This window comes from Saprospiraceae bacterium, assembly GCA_016710235.1.
In the GTDB taxonomy this organism is placed as follows: domain Bacteria; phylum Bacteroidota; class Bacteroidia; order Chitinophagales; family Saprospiraceae; genus Vicinibacter.
In genome coordinates this window covers 1-21,968 of sequence record JADJLG010000001.1, presented here as the reverse complement: position 1 = coordinate 21,968, position 21,968 = coordinate 1, and the positions used below count along the sequence as shown (strand labels likewise).

The window sequence follows — 21,968 nt, the reverse complement described above, 5'->3', positions numbered from 1 at the left end:
TTTATCTGATCAAATTAATTTCCCCGCTCAGAATCCATTCCTGCAGAGGATGTTTTGCTTTAATGACATAAACAAATACTGCCGGATTGAGCAGAGCACCTTTATAAGTTCCATTCCAACCATCTTCAGGCACATTGATTTTTGCTTCACTTGTTCTGAATACTAAACCTCCCCATCGATCGTAAACTTCAAATAATTCAATCTGGATTTGTTCATTCCCCTGAGGGTAGAAATAATCATTGATTTGATCGCCATTTGGAGAAAAAATATTTGGTATACTGATAAACGCTTCCTGATTGATTTTTATGTTGATCTGCGTTTGGTAAGTACAGCCATTTGTATCGGTGACCGTCAGATAAATCGTTTCATCTTTTGTTCCAGTAACTACAGGTGACCAGCAATTTTCACAGGAGAGTTGATCAGAAGGGGACCACAGGATATTTACAAATGCTGTGGAATCCGAAGAAGACTGAATTTGAATTGTTTTCTTTTCATCTAAAGATAAGATAATTTCATTTCCCAGCGCTACTTTGTGTCCCAGTATATCTTTGATTTCTATTTGCCTGGAGAAACTACAACCATTGGCATCTTGAATGACCAATTCATAAATTCCCGCAGGTAGGTTTTCAAATAACGCAGAGTTGGAAAATGATTTTCCGCCATCGATTGAATACAGTAAAGGCTCAGTTCCACCTATAATGTCTTTGAATTGAATTGACCCAGTAGATTTATGGCAGTAATTATCCTCCTGGGTGAGTCCGATATTCTTAATATTGTTTGTATCTTTTTTGATGTCAACGGTGATAAGTGTAGAGCAACCATTTTGTGGGTCTGTTGCAATGCACAAATATGTACCAGTATCGACCGTAGAAAACCGATCGCTATTCGAAAGGAAAGATTGAGGTCCACTCCATGCATATTGCGTATTCGACTTATCCGAACTCATTAGGACGAATGCACTATCTCGTTGACAAGAAATATCTTGCTTTGCAATTTTCAAAACTGGTCCGGAAGTATCTGCTGACAAAACCACCTGCTCTACCAATCTGCACCCTGCAGCATTTGTAATACTGACTGAATAGATTCCGGGAATGGAAATGATCGGATTTGATATATTGGATTGAAATCCTCCAGGGCCCATCCAACTGAACTGCAAGTTTTTTTCAGTGCTGATTGGATTAATTTGTTGCTCTTTAATTAGGCAATTGATACTCGTATCCGGAATTTGAACTTGAGGTAGCTTCCTAATGTCATTGATAAAGATGGAATCCGACACAGAACAACCCCATTGATTGGTGATAATATATTTATACCAGCCACCACCGTTTGCTCGTGTGGTGCTGTCTTTGATAATAATATTTCCTGGTGTCGTCCAGTAATAATCCGTCAGCAATTCTCCTGCAAGTCCGGTGATTTGAATTCCATTATTTATACAATTAATGACTGTATCTGATTTGATGATAAACAACTCGCTCGCTTTTTTTCTAAGAAAAACTTCTATCTGTTTTTCAGATACACAACCATTTGCGTCAATCACTTTTAGAGTATAAATGCCCGGAGAATCAACTACCGGATTTCTTAGTCTGGAAAAAAATCCAGGTCCACTCCATTCAAAACTTACGCCATTTGTGGCGGATCCTCCCTGAAGAATGACTTGGGTTCTATTGCAAGTCAAACTGTCGTCAAAGGCAAATATGTCCGGCAATTTATCTTTTTGGAATACAAAAATGGAATCCGTTTTTTCACAACCGTTCAAGCCAACAACTTTAATAAAATACCATCCGGAATCCGTTACCGGAGTTTTGGCTTGTAATGAGGAAAATCCTCCAGGACCGCTCCATTCTATACTTTCGTACAGTTGCGCTCCACGCAATTCGATATAAGCTGTTTTGCCGCATGAAATCGTATCCGCTGATGTGAAAATAGGGGCTATATTTCTGTCCTCAAAAACTGTAAATTGGTAATTATTTTCACAACCGTTTTTTCCTGTAATTTTCAATTGATAAATGCCACCCTTGTTAATTCCTGGATCGGCATTTGAGCTGCTAAAACCGCCTGGTCCATTCCATTCAAATACAAATTGAGTACTATCTCCAACGAAATTCACCGGAGCAATTAACCTCTTGCAATCGATACTATCAAGGCTCAATAGGATGTCCGGTTTGATGGTATCTGCATTTACCCGGATACTATCAGTTTGAGAGCATCCATTCAATGCCGTAACTACAACTTTATAGATACCGGCTTGCATTACAAATTCAACACTATGGTTTGCAGAAAACTGAGAAGGACCTGTCCAAACGATAGAACTTGTATCATTTTTTTGTTCGGTAATACTGATGCGTGAATTAGATCTCCTGCAAGTAATCGTGTCAGCTGTCAGACTGATGAGGGGATGAGCGGTGTCCACTGAAATATTCACCGATTTATTGATTAAACATCCATTTTTTCCTTCTACGAATAAAATATATTCACCCGGATCCAGTACCGGAAAACTATCCAAATCTCCTATGATTCCATTTGGGCCCATCCATTCTTTCTTGGTACCTGCAGTGTTGCTCCCACCTGAAATGAGTACCTGCTTCCGAATACAATTGAGCGTATCATCTTTACTGACAAAAATGTCAGGGACATCAGCGGACTTCACAATGAAAATAGAATCTTCACCAACACATCCATCATTACTTAAAAAATGAATAAAATACCAGCCTGAATCTGAAACTGTGGGCTCCATATCATAGGACAGAAATTGGTTTGGTCCTGTCCATCTTGCCTGACCTGTGAGTGGTACGATTGCAAATATTTTAACACTCAAGTTCAAGCAATCAATGGTATCTGCCACCAGGTCAATCAGGATATTGGACTTAAAGTCGAGTACATAAAAAGAATCTTTTGTTATGCAGCCCGAACTGTCTCTTGCAAAAACATAATAAAAACCCGTGTCCCTCACAACTACGAATGAAGTATCTGAAATTTTTGAGCCTTTGTGATACCAACTGAAATCAGGTTTGCTGAGTTGATGCGTCACTTTTAGTAAGGCACTGTCCTTCGAACAGCTGATCGTGTCTCCTTTGATGGCTAGAGCTCCTGAAGACCTAAAATCTTTTACTGTCACCTTGCCTTTGGTTTCGCATCCATATTGATCCGTGACCAATACTTCGTAATCGCCTTCTTGAGTTACATCATTCACAGGATCACTACTGAAATAATTATCGGGTCCTGTCCAAATGATATCCACAGGATTTGTGGCTGAGCGCACTTCGATCCTTGCAGTGGGTTTAGCACAAGAGAGGTCAGTGTTGGTAAGTATGATATCGGGTGGAAGGACATTGCCATCTACAGTGATGCTTTCCTCTTTTTCACAACCGTTGGGTCCTTTTATTTTCAAAGTGTATGTTCCCGGAGCATCGATGACCGGATTCAAAGTGTTCGCTCCGGAGAGGATCACGCCATCTTGAGTAGTCCACTCATAGCTTATTCCAGGCCCCGAAGAAGAGCCTTGACCATTAAGTCTCAAAGGCCTATTTCTGCAGTTGATCTCTCCAGGATCCTGTAGGCTAATGTTGAGCTTGAATACCTCCACTCTGACTTGATCTTTTTCAACACAACAAGCTTTCATAGTGATATCATCTATAGCGCAAATGTTTCCTAGTCCGCCACTGGTTGTATTTGTCAGGCAAATAGTGGCCGAGGTGGCAGCTCCGGAATTCCACATCCCGGTAAATTCATCCCAACTGCATATACCTCCTGAAGTAGCCTTTGACCCGACTACAGTGTTGTTGATTTTTAGTTGTATAGTTGGTGTAAAGAAAAAATTGAGCACACTCATCAACCAAAAACTGAGTTTGTAATCAGTGTTTGGACTTACCGGTATGGTTTGGCACCAAAAGGTGGTGCCTGAACTTCCATGGATGACCAAAGAATAAGTCCCCCGGGTGTCACAACCAAACTGTGCAGATATCGCGGGATAGTCTATGATCGTGTAATTGTTGGCGTAATTGGTTGCGATCTGAACAGCGTCGGGCACATAGACGTAATTGGTTAATCCAGGAGCTATAGATCCATTTTCAAAATCCCCATTATTGATCAGATTGTCTGAAGTTGCCATTGCGGTCAGCGTATAAGTTGTGGTCATAGACGGAGAAGCAGTGGGCTTTAAAGCAGTAGGATCATCCAAACCATCAGCTGGAGTCCACTCAAAACTAAAATTGGAGCCACTCACGTCTCCATCGAGCATCTTCCCTGAGCCTTCACACACGGTGATATCAGGTCCTGCGTTGACTACCAGATTGCAGGGATTAAGCATCGAGGCATTTGCCACAATAGTAGGCTTACTCGAAAGCGTTTGGCCAAACAAAAAACTGCCGGAACAAATAATATAAATATATATTAGATAATATTTGTTATGTAAAATATTGTATTTCAATTAGTTGGTTTTATTATTTTTACATTCTGCATAAAAATAATGACTAGCAGGTAGTTTGAGGTAGAATGGGTCTAAAAATATTATTTACCACCTACAACCAAATAGGAATTTACAGCCCAAGAGAACATTCAAAAAAATAAAACTCAGCTTACTTACAGATGCAGATTGGCCTTTCTTTGGAGCAATTCTTCTTCACTTTCCCGATGAGCGGGGTCTGGTACACAACAATCTACCGGGCAAACAGCAGCGCATTGCGGCTCGTCATGAAATCCAACACACTCCGTACACTTTGAGGGGACGATAAAGTAATATTCGTTGCTGATTGGCTTTTGTTTGGAATCGGCATCAACCACTCTTCCATCCACAAGAGTATATGGTCCCCGAACCGTGTTACCATCTGATAGGGCCCAATCTATTCCACCTTCATAAATTGCATGATTTGGGCATTCTGGCTCACACGCTCCACAATTGATACATTCTTCTGTGATTATAATAGCCATAATGCAAGCCAAACATCAAAATCTATCAATATGTTCTTCAAATCGAAGAAATTGCACCAACCGCTCTGATCTAAGTGCGTTCCTTGGGAATCGTCGAACCATGCGGATCACGCGATGGATATCCGAGTTTTTTATCTACTTCTTGCAGAATTTCGTCAGGTAGATAATGCTCATATACCTCTGCTTCAGAATGAATTTGATCTTCGTCAAGCCCTAATTCATCAACCAAAAATGTTTCCCACAATCTATGTGCTCTGATCAATTGATTAGCTCTTATTTTGCCTTCTTCCGTAAGTTTGATTTCATTATTTTCCCAGATCACTAATTTCCTTTTTTGTAAAACATTGAGCCACTTATCCAGCTTTTTTTTTGAATGCCCTGTCAAAGATTGAATGGTCTCCGGAGAGACATGATCAAATTCAAGTTTATATAAATTTTTGACAATATCTTCAATGATGACCCTGTTTTCTACCTGCCTTCTGATCCACCAACGAGAGAATAGTCCTTTTCCCGGTGCAGCCACTACGATCATGAGATAGAATAAAGTCGTCACTACAGCCATAGAAGGTCCGGGAGGAAAGTTGAACTGAATCGCAATGATGAGTCCACTGATGGATGATAAAATACCAATAATAGCAGACAATAGAATCACCCTGGGCAATTGGGTGGCTAGAAGCAGGGCAGCAGAAGCAGGCGTAACGAGCATAGCTACCACGAGAATCACACCAACACTCCTCAATGAGGCCACGACAGTGATAGCCAGCAGGAGCATCAATAGGTAGTGTATTTTCTTGGGATGAACTCCCATAGTCCTGGCAATGGTGGATTGAAAACTCACTACAAATAATGTTCTGTAATAGATGGCAATCACCATCAGGACCGCAATGGCCATTATCAAACTCGCAACAAGATCCTGAGGTGAAACAGCCAATATATTTCCGAATAAAAAATCTTTGAGATCCAAATGAACTCCTTGCCTGTGACTCAAGGCAGAAATGCCTATCACACCTAGTGAAAACATCATCGTGAATACAATACCGATGGCTGCGTCATTTTTAACCTTAACCTTATCCTGTAACCATGTGATCAACAGTGCACACAAAAGACCTGAAATAACAGATCCTGCAAAGAATGCAGATGTCGAGTATCCAAAAAATACAAAAGCAACAACGATGCCCGGCAAAACTGCATGAGACAAGGCATCTCCAATCAAAGACATATTTCGAAGCACTATGAAACAACCCAAAACACCACAAACACCTCCTACAAGAATAGCTGCGACAAAAGCTCGCAATCCCGCATCCAGAATAAAAAAGTCGTAAATATTCATATCGGATTAAGGCTTATTTTTTTTGCTGATCAAAAGAATTTTATTTGAGTAAAGAATCAAATTAATTTTGATATAACATACTTGCTCAAATCATAATTTTGAGATCTAACATTTACGCATCGTTAAATGTTGTAAAGTAAATCCTATAAGAAGTCAAGCTAATTTAAATTCACGACCGAAATTTATTCAAGCTTAATTTCTGCGAACTGTGAGACGGGAAATCTGGATTAATGCGGCGTTTGGGTACTGTCTGTCAATGGCTTTGCATTGGGTTTAAGGAAATTTTTGAAAAAATCAATTCCCTCAGGGGAGATCTTTGAAGATCCAATTCGTTGACCATTTTTAATCCATATATACGAATTACAGTTTCCAGAAAAGTAAACTTCGGCGTCATATGAATTTTCACCATTCTGAAGGAAAACGACTCTTCCATCTGCGGGACAAGTTCCATCGAATTCGCCTTTTTCGTCTTGTGCAAAGGAAAGTACGTATTGCACCGCCTGAGGATTGTCGAAACTCATGCTGACATTGACATTCTTCTTCAATGAAATCAAGTCAATACTGGTTACTGTCTTGGTCAATTCAGTGATAATATCTTGAGAAATCATCTCAGGCGCTGAGTTTGCAGCAGATTTGTTACTTGATTTTAAACCTTCTTTACAAGAAAATGCGATCATCATCAACAAAAACAAATAAGTAATCCGTGACATAGGTTTTGTAATTAATTAAATTGATAATTCAGCGTCAAAGATAAATAATAACTGATCATTTTTCTTTCAACGTTATTGATGCTGTATCGGTATACAGGTGTCAAAGATCTCGTATATCTCAAACCCATCCCGAAATTTTTGTGGTAAAAATATTCCACCCCTGCCAGCCAACTGATGTCGTTGGTTTTAAAATCCTCATCTATATTGTTGAATGCATCAGCAGAAAACAATCTGCCTAATGATAGTCCTCCGTCAAACTTCATACGATAATAGCTGTTTTCTTCATCTTTTGATTTCCAGTCTTTAAGGCTAAGGATCAATGGTACTTCCAAATACCTTAATGCGATATTGACGGGATATTGATTGGGCGTAGACTTAGAACCTCGTTGGCTGTACATAAACTCTATCTTAAAGTCCAGGTAGGATTTAATTCTGGCGGTTCCATATACACCCCCGCAAATTCCCAAACGATTGAAACCCGCTACATCATCGCCGTCAATTTGAGAAAAATTCCCTCCTGCTTTGATGCCTCCGCCAAATCTTTGCGAAAACAACTCTTCACTGAAAAGTAGAAAAACCAATGAAAGTAGGGCGTATTTGCCGGTTTGATTCATATTATTTGTATTAGTAGAGACAAAAGTAAGGCGTCAGGTCAACTTCCCCCAGAATCTTTATTGCAGGATTCAAACATTAAAGAATCTAACATATTTAATTTTTTTTAATGCTTGCTTTGGTATACCTTTACCGCGACGTCCTGTTATTTAGAACGTTTGGAATCATGAAATATACACGTGCCAATCTGAAGAAATTAGAAGAGTTGTGTAGCCTTTTGGGCTACAAGGTAAGATACGAGCAAGGTCACTTCCAATCCGGCTATTGTAGGGTAGAGTCTCGTAAAATATTGGTGGTCAACAAATTTTTTGACGTGGAAGGTAGAGTGAATTGTCTGATAGATCTGATTCCGGAACTGCCCACTGATGAAAAAGCCCTCGATGAAGGACAGTTGAAGTTTTACAAACAGGTAATTCGTTTTGAAAAAGAAAAGATCCCAGAACTGTTAGAGAGTTGAAACTAAAAATCTTAGGTACCGGTACATCACAAGGAGTCCCGATCATCGGGTGTAATTGTGAGGTATGTACCAGCTCGGACCCTAAAGATAAAAGACTCAGAACAGCAGCTCAGATCACTTCAGAAACGAGCAGAATCCTCATCGACATTGGCCCGGACTTTAGACAGCAAATGCTTGCCATGAAATCCGCATCAGCAATTGATGGTATATTAATCACCCATGAACACAGTGATCATACTACCGGCATTGATGATATCCGACCGTTCAATAAGTTCAGTCCCCATTCGATACCAATTTTTGCTGAAGATCCCGTAATAAAAGATCTTAAATTGAGGTACAGATACATTTTTTCTGACCATCCATATCCGGGTGGCCCTCGCTTGGAACTAATGCCTGTAGATGTAGACCAACGCTTTACAGTGGGAGATATTGTAGTCAAGACCTTTCGAGTCTGGCACGGAACCCTGGGTATACTGGGTTTTCAATTTGATAAATGCGCTTATATCACTGACGCCAGCCGATTGGACGAAGGTGTCATAGACAGTCTGAAAGGAATTTCTGTATTGGTTATCAATGCTCTTCGTTATCAGCCTCATCCCACACATTTTTCTGTCGAAGAATGTCTGCATATAATCCAACGGATACAACCTGTAAAAGCAGTCATAGTCCATATCAGCCACCAGATGGGTCGACATCAATCAGTGAATCAAACTTTGCCCAATGGCATCGAATTGGCCTGGGACGGGATGGAAATTGATATCCCATGAACCGGTTAAAAAATGAAGAAAGTGTTTATCTCCGCTCTCATGCAGCTCAAGCGGTAGATTGGTGGCCATGGTGTGATGAAGCTCTGGACCATGCAAAGGCATCTGATAAACCGATCCTCATCTCCAGTGGATATTCAAGTTGCCATTGGTGTCATGTCATGTCACATGAAAATTTCGAAGATGCTCTGACTGCTGAGATGATGAATGATTTTTTCATTAATATCAAGATTGACAGAGAAGAAAGACCGGATTTGGATAGATACTTCATGGAAGTAACACAAGCTTTAGGACAGCAGGGAGGCTGGCCTCTTCATTGTTTTTTGACTCCGGATTTGGAGCCATTTTTTAGCGGTACTTATTTCCCTCCACAACCTATGCATGGAAGACCTTCATGGAAACAAATACTCTTGGGAATACATAATGCTTACAAGCACAATAAGGCTGATCTTTCAAAAAATATTGATCATATCAGGCTATATTTTGAAACATCAAAATCAAACATAACAAAGGAGCGCCGGTACGCACTTCAAGCTGACTTCCAAGAAGCTCTGGTCAAACTCAACGAATGGACGGATTGGGAATATGGAGGTTTTGGTAATGGCCAAAAATTTCCCGGTGTATTGCCTGCCGGACTTTTGATAGAGGGATTTTTTGTCGCCGGAGCTGAATCCTTCTTAAATGCTGCAATCCTACTTGGAACTCAACTCTGCCGATCTGCAATATACGATCAAGTGGACGGAGGTTTTTTCAGGTATACTGTAGATAGAAAATGGACTATTCCTCATTTTGAAAAAATGCTATATGATCAGGCGCTGAATATTCATTTTCTGTCGGATCTGTCAACATTGACACAAAGTAAAGAATTCAAGGCTATAGCTTTGGACGCATTCAGTTTTATCACCCGAACCATGAAGGGGGAGAATGGTCTCTATTTCGCTTCAATTGACGCCGATACGAATGCAATAGAAGGTCTAAGCTATATCTGGACTTTGAAGGAGTTGGAAGAAATCTTGTCGGCAGATGAAAAATTAGTATTTGAACAGACTTACATACTCCATTCATTTGAAGGTGATTATCTGACACTTTCAGCAAAAGAAGCTGCTGACACAAAAAATCTAAGCTCCGGTCTAAGGCAAAAACTTTCGGCTTATAGAGCAATGCGACCTCAAGCCGCAATAGATAGAAAACAAATTTTATCCTGGAATGCAATCTTACTTAGGGCATTCTCAAGACTTTACAGATGTACCGGAAATGAAGAAGTGTTGACCCAACTGGAAGCGCTGGGATACAGGATATTGAAGCACTTCAAATCTCAAGGAGAGAAGCCGGATAAATCAATTTATACCAGAATAATAAGTTCGAATCCAGACAAGCATCCTGCCTTTCTTGAAGATTATGCTGCCTTGATGGAAGCTATGGTGGAATGGTATCAGATCCAAGCAAAGCCGGAAATATTGGATGAAATTAAAGCTATTTCGGATTTCGTAGAGCAGAACTTTAAGAAGCAAAATGGACAGTATGCTTTCTCTGCGAATCTTGATCCACGCATGAAGGAGATTCCTCAACTTGAGGATAGTTCTTTGCCAAATCCACAGGTGAGTTTGAGAAATGCCCTTTGGACTTTGCATCATATCACAGGGGATCGAAAATGGTTGGAATCTATTGATCCGATATTGGATTATGATTTGTCAAAAGCGTATGCTTCGCCATATGCAATGGCAACATATTTGATGTGGGTGGAAAAAAATAAATCCGGCGGGATACAGCTGCACTACAATCCGGCAGATCAGGCCAAATTGTTTCCATTGCCTGCATATTTATGGAACAGTTTGTTGATAGAAGATAAAGGGATAAGGGCATCAGAACTGATGGTTTGTAAAAACTTGTCCTGTGAAATGATTACTTTTACAATATCGGAATTGAACCAATGTTTTTCGAACTATCATATAGGCAGGGATACTTTCTGAGACGTCTGTGGATGTCGGCTATTTTTTGTGGGATAAGACTATGTTATGCACAGCAAATACCAATGCCTGGCATACAGCTTTTGGATCCGGCTAGGATTTTCCCGGCCTTTGGTGTTTGGGAAGACAAGACTGTAGTATCTGGATTGTATAAATCACAAATGACAAGCATCGACGGTGGTCCTGTTGCAAAAGATATTTACCTGAGGACAAGTCTTCCCAGATTTAAATCTGCCATAGCGATGCATTTAGATGACCATAGTTCAGGTTTGGAAAGTACCCAAGGAGTTTCATTGCAGTATGCTCGTGCCTGGACCTCAACAAAATTTGGTTTGAGCTTAGGCCTAAAAGCCGGATGGAAAAGATTTGTATTTGACGGAGCTTCGGCGAGGACTCCGGAAGGCAATTACACAGCTGGAATAGATCATCAGGATCCCGAAGTTCCACTTAGTGAGGTGAGTGACAATGCTTTCGAAACAGGACTAAGTATATTCGTGAGGACTTCATTTTTGGACTTTGGTTTGGGGATGGACCACATCAGAGGAGGCAAGTTTGTGGAGAATAGTAAAATTTACAGAGTAAAAAATATTCTAAATTTTGCAATAATGAAAGAATGGAATATGGGTAATATAGGTATAGTACCATATTTTATTTTATATTCTGATTTTATTCAATTTCAGGAAGAAATATTATGCAGGATTCGGTTTGGAAAGAATATTTTTGGAGAGCTTTTTGCAAGAGGTATTAACCGCGAGTTGTTTGGATTTTGGGGAGGAACTATAGGCCTGGCACCGACGGGTAATTGGCAAATTTTTTATCGATACGAGACCGAAATACATCAGTTTGGAAAAAAAATTTCCGGACCGGGGCAGGAGATTGGGCTTAGGTTTGATCTGCCTGTGATATGGGGAAAAGGAAGCGGTAGAGGTTTTATTTATAATCCGAGATGGTCGGATTAAATATTGCTAATGAAAGTATTATGCATATGCTAAAAGTTTATTGTGAAATATTTAAGAAGATTTAGAAGTAGTGCACAATAAATAAACGAATATTAAGTTGATGTACAAAAGGAAGGAGTTAACGATTCAGATGTAAAGTTTGCTGCCTTCTGACCAAAATATTTTGTTGTCGTAAAAAGAATAGGTATTATATTTACGCAACTTTTTTTTAAAGACAAAGTAGGTAAAAGTGAACCAAATGAGGAAATTGAATCTTTCTCTTATGGTCTTGACTGTAGTTTTTATCTTTTCGTGTGGAAAGAAGCAGCAAGACGGACAAGTAACCGGGGTTTTGGATCGTCCAAAATGGAACGGTATTAACCCTTACGGCATGGTTTATGTGCCGAGTGGAACATTGGTAATAGGTCAGAGCGATCAGGACTTCTTTAATACCAATATTCAGAAGGCAAAATCCATTTCCATTTCAGGATTTTACATGGATGAAACCGAAATCACAAACAACGAATATCGGCAGTTTGTGTATTGGGTGCGTGATTCACTCGCTCATGCTGCATTAGGTCACTTTGTTGAAAGCGAAGATGGCACAAGCGAAAATATCGATTGGGAGCAAGAGATTGATTGGGAGGACGAGACCCTCGATGGGTTGTTCTTTCAGGGAGCTGATGCTTTCAAAGGTATGAAAGAAGCTGACACAAGACAGTTTGTGTATGAATGGGAGTGGAAAGATTGGCAGACAGCCGCACACTCTCGGAATATCAAGAGATCCTCTATCGTTCACAAAGAGAAAACCAATATTTATCCTGATACCTTGTCTTGGATCAGAGATTTCTCATATTCTTACAATGAGCCAATGACCAGAAATTATTTCAGTCACCCGGCTTTTGACGATTATCCGGTGATTGGAATTAACTGGAAGCAAGCAAGAGCTTTCTGCTTTTGGAGGACGCTTCTCTGGAATACCTACAAAGGAGAGGATGAGCCCAATTCTGAGGAGTTTCGATTACCTACAGAACATGAGTGGGAGTGGGCAGCAAGAGGCGGACGTGAGTTAGCGCCATTTCCTTGGGGTGGATATTATCTCCGCAATGCCAAAGGTTGTTTGCTTGCCAATTTCAAACCTGGAAGGGGTAACTATCCGGAAGACGGAGGTCTTTATACTGTGAAAGCTGATGCTTATTTTCCGAATGAATACGGTTTATACAATATGTCCGGAAATGTTGCTGAATGGACAGAAAGTGCTTTCCAAGATAATGCCTACAATTTTGTGCATGACCTGAATCCGGATATCAAATACGAATCTAAACCTGAAGATCCTGAATCTTATAAGAGAAAAGTGATTCGGGGAGGTTCCTGGAAAGATATTGGGTATTTTTTGCAGACAGGTACACGCTCTTGGGAGTTTCAAGATACTTCTAAGTCATATTTAGGCTTTAGATCAGTGCTTACCTTCCTGGGTAGATCTGCCAATGACTTCTAGACATATTATTATTTAGATTGATAAATTAAGTACAATAGAGCAGGAGATACAAATCCTACTCTGCCACATGTGATAAGTCTTAATCCATTTTGTCAAACAATATTCTTTTACTAACAAAAAACTTCTAACAATGGCTTTTTACAAATCTAATGGTTTTAAATACCTCAAAAACTTTATCATTGGTGCCGGTGCAGCGGTAGTTATGCTTGGTGCTCTTTTCAAAATCATGTCATGGGAAGGTGGTGATTCAATGATCACAGCCGGTCTGGTGACTGAAGCATTCTTGTTCTTGCTCCTTGGAGTGATCCCGCCTGAAAAAGATTTCTATTGGGATAAACTTTATCCGGGATTGGATGATTACCATGCAAGAATAAACCCTTTGACAGACGGTCCAACAAAAGGTGCAAACAGACCATTGAATGCAGACAACGTAGAAACTCAACTTTCAGGAATGTTGGGTGAATTGCAAAATATGTCAAAAAGTCTTGGTTCACTTAAAGCTCTTCAAGAAGTTGATTTTTCTAAAACGGGAGATCAAATGAAATCAATGGGCAACTTTTATTCTAAAATGAACGAGGCTGTAACACAACTCAGCAATTCATTGGATGATACCAAAGCATATAGCGAGCAAGTAGCAAATCTGAAAAAGAATTTGACCAGCCTTAATGGCGTTTATGGTAACATTCTTTCTTCTTACAAAAACATGGGTGGAGGCAATAATTAATTTGCATCCCATTTGGTATTCATTGTTTAACGTTTAAATAGAAAAAATATGTCTATACCTAAGGAGCCCCGGCAGCTCATGATCAATATTATGTATCTCGTATTGACAGCGTTGCTGGCATTGAACGTATCAGCTGAGATATTCAACGCGTTCAAATTGGTGAATAAGGGCTTGGTAGAGTCAAATAAAGCTTTGGATCTTGCGAATAGCAAAATGCCTGAATCAATTGAAAGAAGGGCAAAAGCTAAACCGGAATTCCAGAAATACGCAGACAGAGCTAAACTACCGGGGACTTATGAAAAGGAATTTACAGAATATGTGAACGGTATCGTAAATGATCTCATAGACAAATCCGGTAACAAAAACGGATCTGTGGATGATGGCGACTATATCGTACACGGAGATAAAAAAGATCTTAAAGGAAAGAAAAATAAAGACGTTACTACCAGAACTATGGTTAACGAAGGCAAAGGTCAGGAGTTGAAAGGGAAAATAGAGGAATATCGTCAGAAGTTTCTTGCTCTTGTAGATACTGCCGATCGCGCTAAAATGGAAAGCGAAATTTCACTTGCCATAGACGACGAAACCTGGAGACATTCGAAGAATAAGAAGAGCTGGGAAGAATTTACATTCAAACAGATGCCTCTCGGGGCTTGTGAACCTATCTTTACGAAGTTCATCAATGACGCTAAGGCTTCATCAAACTCAGTTCTCAACTATTTGAGTGGGAAACTAGGAGGAGAAGACGTAGTCCTTGACAAATTTACCGTAATTTCTTCTCCGAAGAAGAATTACATCATCAAGGGCGAACCTTTCGAAACCAGTATAAGCCTTGCTGCTTCCACATCAAAGAATACAAGTACGAAAGTGAGTCTTTCGGTAAACGGAAGCAGTATTCCAGTTAATGCCGATGGTGAAGCATTATGGAAAACAGTTCCCGGAGACGTCGGAGTGAAGAAATATTCTGCTATAGCTACAGTGACAAATCCGGTAACCGGAAAAACTGATACCTACAAAAGAGATTTCGAGTTTGAAGTAGGTGAGCGTTCTTGTAACGTATCCGCTGAAAAGATGAACGTTTTTTACATTGGCGTTGACAATCCGGTGTCGATTTCTGCTGCTGGTGTACCTTCAGCTCAGTTGCAGGTAAATGCAACCGGTGGTGGCATCAATTTATCGAAAGTAGGAGGTGCTAAGTACAATGCAACTGTAAATACGCAAGGCGAAGCTACAATCACACTTGCTGGTGGTGGACTGACTGCTACAGCATTCAAATTCCGTGTGAAGAGAATTCCGGATCCTGTTCCGATGCTTTCCGGAAAAAGAGGGGGGGCAATCGGAAACGGAGAGATCAAAGCACAATCCGGTGTCATCCCGATGTTGGAAGGTTTTGACTTCGATGCAAGATGCCAGATCCAAGGATATACTGTCGTACGCGTTGCTCCACGTCAGGATGCCGAAATCGCACAGAATGGAGGTGGAAAATTTGAAGGTGGCGCTACATCTTTGATCAACAAGGCTAAACCGGGCGATCGTTATCTATTTGAAAATATCAAAGCTCGTTGTCCCGGTGATGCTGCTGCTCGTAACATCGGAGATATGTCATTTAAAGTTCAATAAATTATTTTGTCATGCTTAAAAAATGGTTTTCAATTTTATCCCTGTTCTGTTGTCTTAGTCTTCCTGCATTTTCACAGATGGAAGAAGAGATGACGGAAGCTAGCAATCCCGAAGATACTTCAGGTTATCTGGATGATATCGTTGAACGTAAAATACTCCAAGAGCAAAGATTCTTAGCTTACGAACCCATTCGTGAAGCTGACATCCTTTGGTCAAAGAGAATCTGGCGCGTAATCGACGTCCGGGAGAAAATGAATATTGGGTTCATGTACCCCAATCGTCCGTTTTTTAAGATACTTTTGGACGGAATTCAAAATGGAGATATAGCAATATTCGACACAGACGAATTCAAGAAAAAAGTGACAGGCGAAGATTTGGACAAAATGCTCCACAGCGTTGACACGCAGTCGGTTTGGGACGCAGAGACTTATCAGGAAGAAGTCAGGATCATCAAAAATGACTTGGACTATACCAACATCAAAACTTTCAGAGTAAAGGAAATTTGGTATTTTGACAAAGAATCCTCCAGATTGAATTGTCGTATTTTAGGTATTGCTCCAATTCAGGAAAAGAAAAATGCAGAGACAGGAGAAGTAGAGTATTCACTTCCAATGTTTTGGATTTATTATCCTGAAGCGAGGAAATATCTGACGAAAGAGATGGTGTTCAATGACCGAAACGACAGTGCGCCAGGATCATGGGCTGATTTGTTTGATTCAAGATTTTTCTCCAGCTATATCTTTAAGCAATCCAATGTTCAGGATATGCGTTTGCCGGATCTTTTTACCGGAGAGAAATATGGAGAGCAGGCAGGTGTGAACATGTTGTTGGAATCAGAAAAGATCAAGAACGAATTGCTCAACTTCGAGCATGATCTCTGGGTCTATTAATTAGATAAATAATTATTCTCGATAGAAGCCATGCCTAATCAGCATGGCTTTTTTGTTTTCAAGAATGAACACCGACAACACAACGAGGTATTCGATCAGAGTAAAGAGATCTTGATAATTAATCCAGTGAGGATCGTAATGTGAATAACTGACGATCACCATTCCCGACCAGCATACTGCAGTCCTGTAATAAGAAAAAATACCAAATCCAACAATCATGCAGATGTACCAGGGATGCACTGTAGAACTCAACAAATAAAAACAAAAAGCCAAAATAAAAATGGAACGATACCATGAATCATCTCCTTGGTGATTCCAGAGACTGACTAATTTTTTTAGATAAATCACTATAAAAACAAGCATAAGGATAAGAGATGTAAATTTTTCTACTGAGTATAATTGTGCATTATGAAATGAATAAATGATCGGTTTATATAAAAATGAATTGAATTCAAATTGTCTGAAGAATAGACTTACACTCTGCAAAAAGTGATCCGGATAGGTTGCCGCAAGTGGTAAAAACATGACTGCTCCAACTAAGAAAGCGTTTAAACCTGAAATATGGGGAGCCTTTATCCATTTAAGAAAGAATGCGGGAACGAATATTACCGAGCTTAGCTTGCTAGCGATGGATAAAGCGAACAAGAAAAATCCTGTGTTTTTGAAATGATCAGAATTGATGCTTACCACGGCCAGAAGTAGTGCAACAAGCATGATTAACTCTATGTGTGCATTCGCATAAGATTCAAAAATCCACAAGGGATTGAGGAACAATAAACCGATATACGCGGAATTTCGATTACTTGTTCTAAAATATTGTATGAGAAAGTATATTAAACCAAGTTCAATGCTGAGGTATAACAGCCGCAGCACCATGGCGAATCCCAAAATGGATTTTCCTCCTAAGGATGCTGAAATAAAAAACAATAATTGCGATGGCGCCGGATAAATACTGAAGTATTCGGAAGAGCTGAGATGAGCGTAAACCTGAGCGAACAATGGATCAATATTTCCTGCATGTTGTAAAAATTCTGTTGGGGTATATTGGAATGGATTTATACCATGGCTGCACATCAATCCATCCCAGAAATATCTATAAATATCCGGACTCCAATCGGCTAAAGTAAAGCTGCATGCGATTCGAAAAAATAATCCCGGAATTAACCACAGGAGGACATTGCCTGAATATTTTAATATTATTTTCCAAAACAAAAGGTAAATAATAAATGCACTGCCGAAAAAAAACAAAATACTGAGAAAATGGCTCTGCCGGCTGTAAAATGGGGTAAGACAATAAATCGTTACAGAAAAAGCGATGCTGAAATAAAAGAACAGCCATTGCTTCGGATTCAGACTGGCAGATGCCGCTGGCATTTACTTGATACTCAAATGTCTGAGTGCATAAAAGAAATTAATGCCAAATCCAAACATCAAAAGAACATGGAAAAGGATAAAAGAATAATACTCTAAATAAATGCCCAATCCGATGGCGAAAATAAAATACAAGCAGATGATGGCTTCAAACCAAGTCGTCCAATCGATCTTGTGGATCATATATTTATTATTGTGAAGCTTGTCTTTCAAATTCAATAAATTGAATTTTGGAGTTCGAACAAATGATGATTTTTTCCCGCGGTAGCCTTGAAGCACTGCAATGCTGTTGTGCAAACTCATGCCCATCGACAAACCCATAAATACCGGAAACAAAAATAAAAATCTAAAAAATGGATATTTTACATTTTTTTCTTTCCAGCAGGTCATGATGTTCGCTTCATAAAATACTGAAACGACAGCTAAGGTACCTAATAGACAAAAACCTAGAAATGTAGCTTTGAGATGATAGTAATCCAAGGCATAAAGAACCGGGACACTTGTGATGGCTACACCGAAAATGACAAGGAAAATTCCACTTGCCATGAGGTGCATGGTAGAATGAAATTTGGTCACAAATGGTAAATTTGATTTTAATATCGTAGGTAAAAGTTTGCGTGAATTTTCTGCACCGCCTTTCATCCATCTGAACTGTTGGGATTTTAATCCGTAGATTTCAGCAGGCAATTCGGCAGGGCAGGTGATATCTTCGATATAATTTATTTTCCATCCTTTCATCTGAGCCCGGTAACTCAGATCCAAATCTTCAGTGAGCGTATCCGCCTGCCATCCTCCGGCATCATCAATCGCAGAACGTTTCCAGATTCCTGCCGTCCCGTTAAACTGTAAGAAATGCCCTGCAGCACAACGACCGGCTTGTTCAATAGTAAAATGAACGTTGAGCTGGAATGCTTGCAATTGGGTGAGTAAACTATAATCTTCATTGATATGTCCCCATCGGGTTTGAACTACCGCAATTTCGGGTTTGTCAAAATAAGGCAATGCTTTGAGCAGGAACTCAGGTTCAGGCAAGAAGTCAGCGTCAAAAATCGCAACATATTGGCCTGTAGAAAAGCGAAGACCATTTTTTAAGGCACCTGCTTTGTACCCTTCCCGATTTTCTCTGTGGATATAGTGAATATCGAATCCCTGGTTTTTAAAATGCGCTACACGTTCTTGTACATGCTCCAAGGTTTCGTCAGTGGAATCGTCCAAAACCTGAATTTCTAATTTATCTTTTGGGTACTGGAGTTTTGTGATATTGTCCAGCAATCGATCCACGACGAACAATTCATTGTAAATGGGTAATTGGACCGTAACTGTGGGCAAATCCGGATCTGATTCTGTGTAAGAAGATAAGGATTTTTTTTCCCTTTTTTGCCTCCGGTACGCTCTCAACAGGTAGAGTTGCAAAAGACAGAAAAGTGTTATATACAATAGGGCAAGAGTGTAGATTGCGATCAGGATATAGCCTAAATTTTCCATTACTTGTAGCTCAACAAATGTAATGAATGTCTGCTTCGACAAATTCATTTGGTTTGGGTATTTGGAAATAATTGACAAAAAGAAATCAATCGTTAACTAGCCAAGACCAAAAGCTCATTTGCGATATAATTAAGATAAAAATGTCGTAAATTAATTGACATGAAGTTCAGGACCTCAAGTTTGGATGCAAGATTATGTGAATGAGTGAATTGTAAGAATGGGGAGCAGAGCTTTACTCCTGAATCCATTTTTCACGAAAAATGGTGAGGAGTATTTTTTTACCTGCGAGAAAACTTCCTTTGATAGTACCGGAAACTTTTGATTGTCCTATCCGTCTTCGATATCTTACCGGAACTTCGCCACAATTTAGACCCATTTTGGCCGCTTTGACTTGCATTTCTACTGTCCATCCAAAATTTCTGTCGGCCATTTTCATCCGGGCTAAGGGATCATATTTTATAAGTCTGAATGGTCCAAGATCGGTGAATTGGTATCCGAAAAGGTATTTGATCAATTTTGTTGAGAGCGCATTACCAAATTTTTGAATGGGCGTGAGGGATCCTGATTCTGGATCGCCCAGCACTCTGGATCCGATTACCAGGTCTAAATTCCTTTTTTGCATAGCTTCAGTCAGATCTATCAAGTCCTCAGGGAAGTCAGAATAATCAGCATCCAAAAATCCAATAGCATCAGGGAGCCGGACCTCACTTTTTGTGTTGGAAATATATGCTAATGCTTTGAGACATGCTGCGCCATATCCTTTTTCGGGTTCATGCAGCACAACTGCTCCATGAGAAGATGCAACCCTCACGGTATCGTCTGTACTGCCATTGTCACAAACGATTATTCTTCTAACTAAATTTATAGGAATGGCTTCTAATACAAGACCAATGGCCTTAGCTTCGTTGAGAGCAGGAATGATGAGGTCAATGACCAGAGCTTTGTCAGAAACAGTGGTGTTTGGATTACATTGCATTCAATGCCTTCGTCAGATAAGTCAAAACGAAGGGAAGTGGTACCCAAAACCAAGCCGGAAAAAACCACAATAAGGCCAGCATAAGTACAGTCGAAACGATGAATATCAACCAGTTCTGAGAATTCGATTCTTGTCTTTGAGACATAGGATATATTTTGTACAAAGTTAATATAATTTTGTCAGCTATCTTCGTTCCTGATTCAGGAATTCACCGGAACTATTAATCATGCAAAAATTATTACCTCTTTTTATTCTGCTGATCATGTGGATGTCTTGTACTAAAGAGGACTTTACCACCGATCCCGGTGACCGGCTCAGTTTTTCTACTGATACAATATCATTCGATACCGTGTTCACGACATTGGGTTCGGCAACGCACCTGATCAAGATATACAATACCCACTCTAAGTCTATCGAAATCAGTTCCATCCAAATCAAGTCTGGAGTAAATTCTAAATTCAGAATTAATGTGGATGGACTGGCAGGAGAAAAATTTGAGCACGTACAAATCCGTGCAAAAGATAGCATTTATTTATTTTGTGAAGTGACGGTAGATCCGGATCAAAATGTCAGCGAAAGCCCATTTGTGATCACTGACGAAATCGTATTCATCACCAATAATAATTCGCAATCAGTTGTCCTGGAAGCATGGGGACAAAACGCCAATTATTTTCCTGCTAAGTCAAATAAAGGGAAGGTGTACGAATTGGACCTTCAGGGCAAAGAACTCATCTGGAATGACCCGAAACCGTATATCCTTTATGGTATAGTATTGATCAAGAACGGGACCCTGAGAATAAGTGCGGGTAGCAAAATTCATGTCTATGGAGGAATAACGAAATATCTGGACAGTCTGGGTAATTCATTTTATTACAATGACGGACGGCTAATCATCGCTTCTGATGCGAGGATTCTGGCAGAGGGAACTTTTGATAGACCTATAGTATTTCAGGGGGTTCGATTAGAGGAAGAATACAGGGATGTCAGTGGCCAATGGTCCACGATCAGCATAGCAGGGGAAAGCTCGGGCAATCTTTTTAGAAACGTAAAAATATTGAACAATCAAATTGGCTTGACGATTGATTCTCTGGCATCTTGTGATCTGATCAATTGCACCATTGCAAATAATTCTTCATATGGCTTGTACTGTAATGCAGGGGTGGTATATGGCGAGAATTGCCTCTTTCATTCTCAAGGCCAAAATTCCTTGGTGGTAGAGACCGGTGGGAGCGTTAGTTTTCAATATAGCACATTTGCGAATTTTGGTAATACCGAATCAGCTCTTTTTCTATCGAATTTCAGGTGCCCGGATCCCACGGACTGTAAATTTCCAATCATTGGGGAGTTGAATGCTGAATTTAATAACTGTATTTTTTCAGGAGGAGACAGAGATGAATTTATTTTCAAGAAAAATGAAAGTGTCGGATATTTCATCCATTTCCGAAACTGCTTTATGAAATTAAACGATCCTGTTATTGCCAAGCTTGACGAATTCAAGACCAGTTACACTCAGGATTGCATTTTTAGTAGTCAGTTAGATCATTTATTTAAAGATATTTCAAAGGCAGATTTTCATCTGGATACTTTATCTCAAGTAGAAGGTAAGGCTTTCCCTATTTCCAGTATTGATAAAGATCTCGACAATCAGCTGCGAGACTCCGGCAAGCCTGATATCGGATGCTTTGAGTATATTGATTAGA

General features: G+C 39.8%; 18 protein-coding genes. 9 read left to right on the top strand and 9 right to left on the bottom strand.

The genetic code is table 11. The annotated features are described in order from the left end of the window. Nucleotide 1: 1 nt before the first annotated feature. The 5 genes from IPI99_00090 to IPI99_00070 form a co-directional block, all read right to left on the bottom strand. Nucleotides 2–4,306: a gliding motility-associated C-terminal domain-containing protein gene (locus tag IPI99_00090; GenBank protein ID MBK7338906.1), complete on the bottom strand. Its 4,305-nt coding sequence runs from the start codon at nucleotides 4,304–4,306 to the stop codon at nucleotides 2–4. Nucleotides 4,307–4,578: 272 nt separating this feature from the next. Continuing rightward, nucleotides 4,579–4,926 (bottom strand): 4Fe-4S dicluster domain-containing protein, encoded by a 348-nt coding sequence (locus IPI99_00085; GenBank protein MBK7338905.1) that lies wholly within the window; start codon nucleotides 4,924–4,926, stop codon nucleotides 4,579–4,581. A gap of 70 nt (nucleotides 4,927–4,996) precedes the next feature. Then, nucleotides 4,997–6,256 (bottom strand): metal ABC transporter permease, encoded by a 1,260-nt coding sequence (locus IPI99_00080; GenBank protein ID MBK7338904.1) that lies wholly within the window; start codon nucleotides 6,254–6,256, stop codon nucleotides 4,997–4,999. 227 nt (nucleotides 6,257–6,483) lie between these two features. After that, complete coding sequence (locus tag IPI99_00075) at nucleotides 6,484–6,966, bottom strand: hypothetical protein (protein MBK7338903.1); 483 nt, start codon at nucleotides 6,964–6,966, stop codon at nucleotides 6,484–6,486. 11 nt (nucleotides 6,967–6,977) lie between these two features. Continuing rightward, complete coding sequence (locus tag IPI99_00070) at nucleotides 6,978–7,580, bottom strand: PorT family protein (protein MBK7338902.1); 603 nt, start codon at nucleotides 7,578–7,580, stop codon at nucleotides 6,978–6,980. Nucleotides 7,581–7,744: 164 nt separating this feature from the next. On the opposite strand from IPI99_00070, the gene IPI99_00065 reads away from it, so the two are divergent. From IPI99_00065 to gldN, 8 genes are all read left to right on the top strand, one after another. Continuing rightward, nucleotides 7,745–8,035 (top strand): hypothetical protein, encoded by a 291-nt coding sequence (locus tag IPI99_00065; GenBank protein MBK7338901.1) that lies wholly within the window; start codon nucleotides 7,745–7,747, stop codon nucleotides 8,033–8,035. After that, nucleotides 8,032–8,802: an MBL fold metallo-hydrolase gene (locus IPI99_00060; protein MBK7338900.1), complete on the top strand. Its 771-nt coding sequence runs from the start codon at nucleotides 8,032–8,034 to the stop codon at nucleotides 8,800–8,802. Before IPI99_00065 ends, IPI99_00060 begins: the two co-directional genes overlap by 4 nt. Then, nucleotides 8,799–10,769, top strand: coding sequence for a thioredoxin domain-containing protein (locus IPI99_00055; protein MBK7338899.1), 1,971 nt, complete (start codon nucleotides 8,799–8,801; stop codon nucleotides 10,767–10,769). Before IPI99_00060 ends, IPI99_00055 begins: the two co-directional genes overlap by 4 nt. A gap of 62 nt (nucleotides 10,770–10,831) precedes the next feature. Then, entirely contained in the window at nucleotides 10,832–11,725 is an 894-nt protein-coding gene (locus tag IPI99_00050) for a type IX secretion system membrane protein PorP/SprF (GenBank protein MBK7338898.1), read from the top strand. A 238-nt stretch (nucleotides 11,726–11,963) separates the two neighbouring features. Continuing rightward, nucleotides 11,964–13,202, top strand: a complete 1,239-nt coding sequence (locus IPI99_00045) for an SUMF1/EgtB/PvdO family nonheme iron enzyme (protein MBK7338897.1) — start codon at nucleotides 11,964–11,966, stop codon at nucleotides 13,200–13,202. Nucleotides 13,203–13,332: 130 nt separating this feature from the next. Then, entirely contained in the window at nucleotides 13,333–13,926 is a 594-nt protein-coding gene (gene gldL, locus IPI99_00040; GenBank protein ID MBK7338896.1) for a gliding motility protein GldL, read from the top strand. Nucleotides 13,927–13,974: 48 nt separating this feature from the next. Next, on the top strand, nucleotides 13,975–15,546 hold the full coding sequence (locus IPI99_00035; GenBank protein MBK7338895.1) for a hypothetical protein: 1,572 nt from the start codon (nucleotides 13,975–13,977) through the stop codon (nucleotides 15,544–15,546). A gap of 11 nt (nucleotides 15,547–15,557) precedes the next feature. After that, a complete protein-coding gene (gene gldN, locus IPI99_00030; protein ID MBK7338894.1) occupies nucleotides 15,558–16,436 on the top strand; it encodes a gliding motility protein GldN in 879 nt (292 codons plus the stop codon). Between the two features lie 12 nt (nucleotides 16,437–16,448). Here gldN and IPI99_00025 read toward each other — a convergent pair whose 3' ends face one another. The 4 genes from IPI99_00025 to IPI99_00010 form a co-directional block, all read right to left on the bottom strand. Beyond that, nucleotides 16,449–17,810, bottom strand: a complete 1,362-nt coding sequence (locus IPI99_00025) for a hypothetical protein (protein MBK7338893.1) — start codon at nucleotides 17,808–17,810, stop codon at nucleotides 16,449–16,451. Then, a complete protein-coding gene (locus IPI99_00020) occupies nucleotides 17,811–19,292 on the bottom strand; it encodes a glycosyltransferase (GenBank protein ID MBK7338892.1) in 1,482 nt (493 codons plus the stop codon). Nucleotides 19,293–19,524: 232 nt separating this feature from the next. Then, nucleotides 19,525–20,268 (bottom strand): glycosyltransferase family 2 protein, encoded by a 744-nt coding sequence (locus tag IPI99_00015; protein ID MBK7338891.1) that lies wholly within the window; start codon nucleotides 20,266–20,268, stop codon nucleotides 19,525–19,527. Continuing rightward, nucleotides 20,258–20,413: a hypothetical protein gene (locus IPI99_00010; GenBank protein ID MBK7338890.1), complete on the bottom strand. Its 156-nt coding sequence runs from the start codon at nucleotides 20,411–20,413 to the stop codon at nucleotides 20,258–20,260. The genes IPI99_00015 and IPI99_00010 overlap by 11 nt, the downstream gene beginning before the upstream one ends. An 81-nt stretch (nucleotides 20,414–20,494) precedes the next feature. Here IPI99_00010 and IPI99_00005 point away from each other — a divergent pair, with 81 nt between their 5' ends. Further along, the gene (locus tag IPI99_00005; GenBank protein MBK7338889.1) at nucleotides 20,495–21,967 is read left to right on the top strand and encodes a right-handed parallel beta-helix repeat-containing protein; all 1,473 of its coding nucleotides are present in this window, start codon (nucleotides 20,495–20,497) and stop codon (nucleotides 21,965–21,967) included. The last annotated feature ends 1 nt before the right edge of the window (nucleotide 21,968 follow it).